Raw genomic sequence first — 2426 nt, 5'->3', positions numbered from 1 at the left:
GCGGCGGCGGCGGCCTGCGCACGCTCCCAGATCTCGGCGGGCTCGGGCAGACGTCCGGCGCCGGAGTCGGCCCCGGTGAGGCGGCCCACGGCGGGATCCACGACCGTGACGCCGCGCTCGCGCAGGAGGGCGACGTTGGCCACCGTGGCGGGGTGGTGCCACATCTCGGTGTGCATGGCGGGGGCCAGGACGACGGGGCACGTGGCGGTGAGCAGCACGTTGCCCAGCAGGTCGGGCGCCATCCCCGCGGCGGTGCGCGCGAGCAGGTCGGCCGTGGCCGGCGCGACCACCACGAGGTCCGCACGCCGGCCGAGCCGGACGTGGTTCACCTCGTCGACCGCCTCGAACGTGTCCGTGCGGACCGGGCGACCGGAGAGGGCCTCCCACGTCGCCGCGCCCACGAACTCGAGGGCGTTGGCGGTGGGCACCACGGTCACGCCGTGGCCGGCCTCGGTCATCAAGCGCAGCAGCAGCGCCGCCTTGTAGGCCGCGATGCCGCCGCCGACCCCGAGGACGATCTCCATGACGGGCTCAGGCCTCCGTGGCGTCCTCGGAGGTGCCCTCCTCGGCGCGCACCGTCTCGGCGGCCTCCTCGATGGCGGCGGGATCGCCCATCGGCTGGTGGGCGTCGGACGACTCGAGGGTGGCGAACGGGTCGTCCTCGCCCGGCAGGGAGAAGTCGCCGAAGTCCTCGGCGGCCAGGTCGGCCTCCGGGGTGGCCTCGACGGCCTCGTGGGACTCGAGCAGGTCGGCCTCGATCTCGCGCAGGGCGATGGACAGCGGCTTCTCGTTCAGCTGGGTGTCCACGAGCGGGCCGACGTACTCGAACAGCCCCTCGTGCAGCTGCGAGTAGTAGGCGTTGATCTGCCGGGCCCGCTTGGCGGCGAAGAGCACCAGGGCGTACTTCGAGTCGACCCGCTCCAGCAGGGAGTCGATGGGCGGGTTGACGATGCCTTCGTACTGTTCGGTCACGGGGTCTCCAAAGTCTTCATCTCACTGTCACGTCGGCGCCGGGTGCGGCGTCGGTGCGGCCGGTCCTCAGGCCTCGGTCGGACGGCGCTCGGGGTCCAGCCCCATGAGTCTCACCAGTTCCTCGGCGGCCCGCTCCACGCGGTCGTTCACGACGACGGCGTCGAACTCGGGTTCCGCTGCGAGTTCCAGTCTAGCCGTTTCGAGCCGACGCCGCTGTTCCTCCGGGCTCTCGGTGCCGCGGCCGAGCAGCCGGGACACGAGTTCCTCCCAGCTCGGCGGCGCCAGGAACACGAAGGTGGCCTCCGGCAGCGCACGGCGGACCTGGCGCGCGCCCTGCAGGTCGATCTCCAGCAGGACGTGGCGCCCCTGCGCCACGGCCTCCATCACACGGTCGCGCCGCGTGCCGTAGCGGTGGACGCCGTGGACGACGGCCCATTCCAGCATCTCGTCCGCCTCGACGAGGGAGTCGAACTCCTCCGGCGTCGTGAAGTAGTAGTGCACCCCGTCCTCCTCGCCCGGGCGCGCCGGGCGGGTGGTGGCGGAGACGGACAGCCAGGCCTCGGGGTAGTGCTCGCGGACATAGGCCGACACGGTGCCCTTGCCGACGGCGGTGGGGCCGGCCAGGACGGTGACGCCCGGGCCCGGAGGGCGTTCCTGGACGGCGGTGCGGGCCACCGGGACGGCGGGGGCGGGTCCGGGGTCGAACGTGTCGGTCACGCATCCTCCTGGTGGGACGGGCCTCGCAGACCCGTCACCCGGGCCGGCGCCGACCCGCCGGGATGTGGGGGTCACCGGCCAATATAGGCGATCAGCGCCTCGCGCTGACGACGGCCCAGGCCGCCCAGCCGACGCCGCGGCGAGATGCCGCACCCCGCCATCGCCTCCCGGGCCCGGACCTCGCCCACGCCCGGCAGGGCCAGCAGCAGGTCCACGGTCCGCAGACGGGCGACGGCGTCGTCGGCGTCCGCGCGCGCGAAAATGTCGGCCAGGCCGACCTCACCGGCGGCGAAGGCCGCCTTGAGCTCCGCCCGCGCCTGGCGGGCCTGGAGGGCCTTCCTCCGGGCCTCCGCCCTCTCCTGCACACTGAGCTGCCGCAACGCCATGGGTCTGACCTCGATGCCTCTCGTTCCCCACCGGCCCCGTCGTGACCCTTCCATGGTCAAGGACGACGAGCACAGCCGATCGAAAGGGAAGATACCATCCCGTCCACACGGCACGGGCGCGCCGGGAGGACGCGGGCGTCACCGCAGGGCGGCGCGATTCTCCTCGATCGTGTCCACCAGCGAGGCCACCGACGGGCCCGCGCTCAGGATGCCGCGGGACGAGGTCGCCAAGACCTGCGGCCAGGCCGTCCCGAAGTCGGCCCGCATGCCCCGGGCCGTGGCGCCCTGGGCACCGAACCCGGGCGCCAGCAGGGGCCCGCCGAGGGCCGGCAGGTCCAGGCCGAGGCGGTC

General features: G+C 73.9%; 4 protein-coding genes and 1 pseudogene. All 5 read right to left on the bottom strand.

Annotated features, from left to right (window positions below):
• A partial coding sequence (locus HMPREF3105_RS10025) for a flavoprotein (RefSeq protein ID WP_305791345.1) occupies positions 1 to 524 on the bottom strand: 524 nt, incomplete at its 3' end.
• A 7-nt stretch (positions 525 to 531) separates the two neighbouring features.
• Entirely contained in the window at positions 532 to 972 is a 441-nt protein-coding gene (rpoZ, locus tag HMPREF3105_RS13715) for a DNA-directed RNA polymerase subunit omega (protein WP_036313731.1), read from the bottom strand.
• A gap of 66 nt (positions 973 to 1038) precedes the next feature.
• Positions 1039 to 1689 (bottom strand): guanylate kinase, encoded by a 651-nt coding sequence (gene gmk / locus HMPREF3105_RS10015; protein ID WP_010078602.1) that lies wholly within the window; start codon positions 1687 to 1689, stop codon positions 1039 to 1041.
• A gap of 71 nt (positions 1690 to 1760) precedes the next feature.
• Positions 1761 to 2075 carry an integration host factor, actinobacterial type gene (mihF, locus tag HMPREF3105_RS10010; protein ID WP_010078601.1) on the bottom strand — a complete coding sequence of 105 codons (315 nt, stop codon included), beginning with the start codon at positions 2073 to 2075 and terminating at the stop codon, positions 1761 to 1763.
• Positions 2076 to 2213: 138 nt separating this feature from the next.
• Positions 2214 to 2426 (bottom strand): annotated as a pseudogene (locus HMPREF3105_RS10005) (orotidine 5'-phosphate decarboxylase); the annotation flags it as partial.

Origin of the sequence: Micrococcus sp. HMSC31B01, from assembly GCF_001816085.1 — a bacterium.
GTDB classification, from domain to species: Bacteria; Actinomycetota; Actinomycetes; order Actinomycetales; family Micrococcaceae; genus Micrococcus; species Micrococcus luteus.
This window is presented reverse-complemented; position numbering and strand designations above follow the sequence as displayed.

Excerpts from the sequence above, each read along its gene's own strand:
- mihF (WP_010078601.1), bottom strand. The coding sequence starts at position 2,075 with ATGGCGTTGCGGCAGCTCAGTGTGCAGGAGAGGGCGGAGGCCCGGAGG.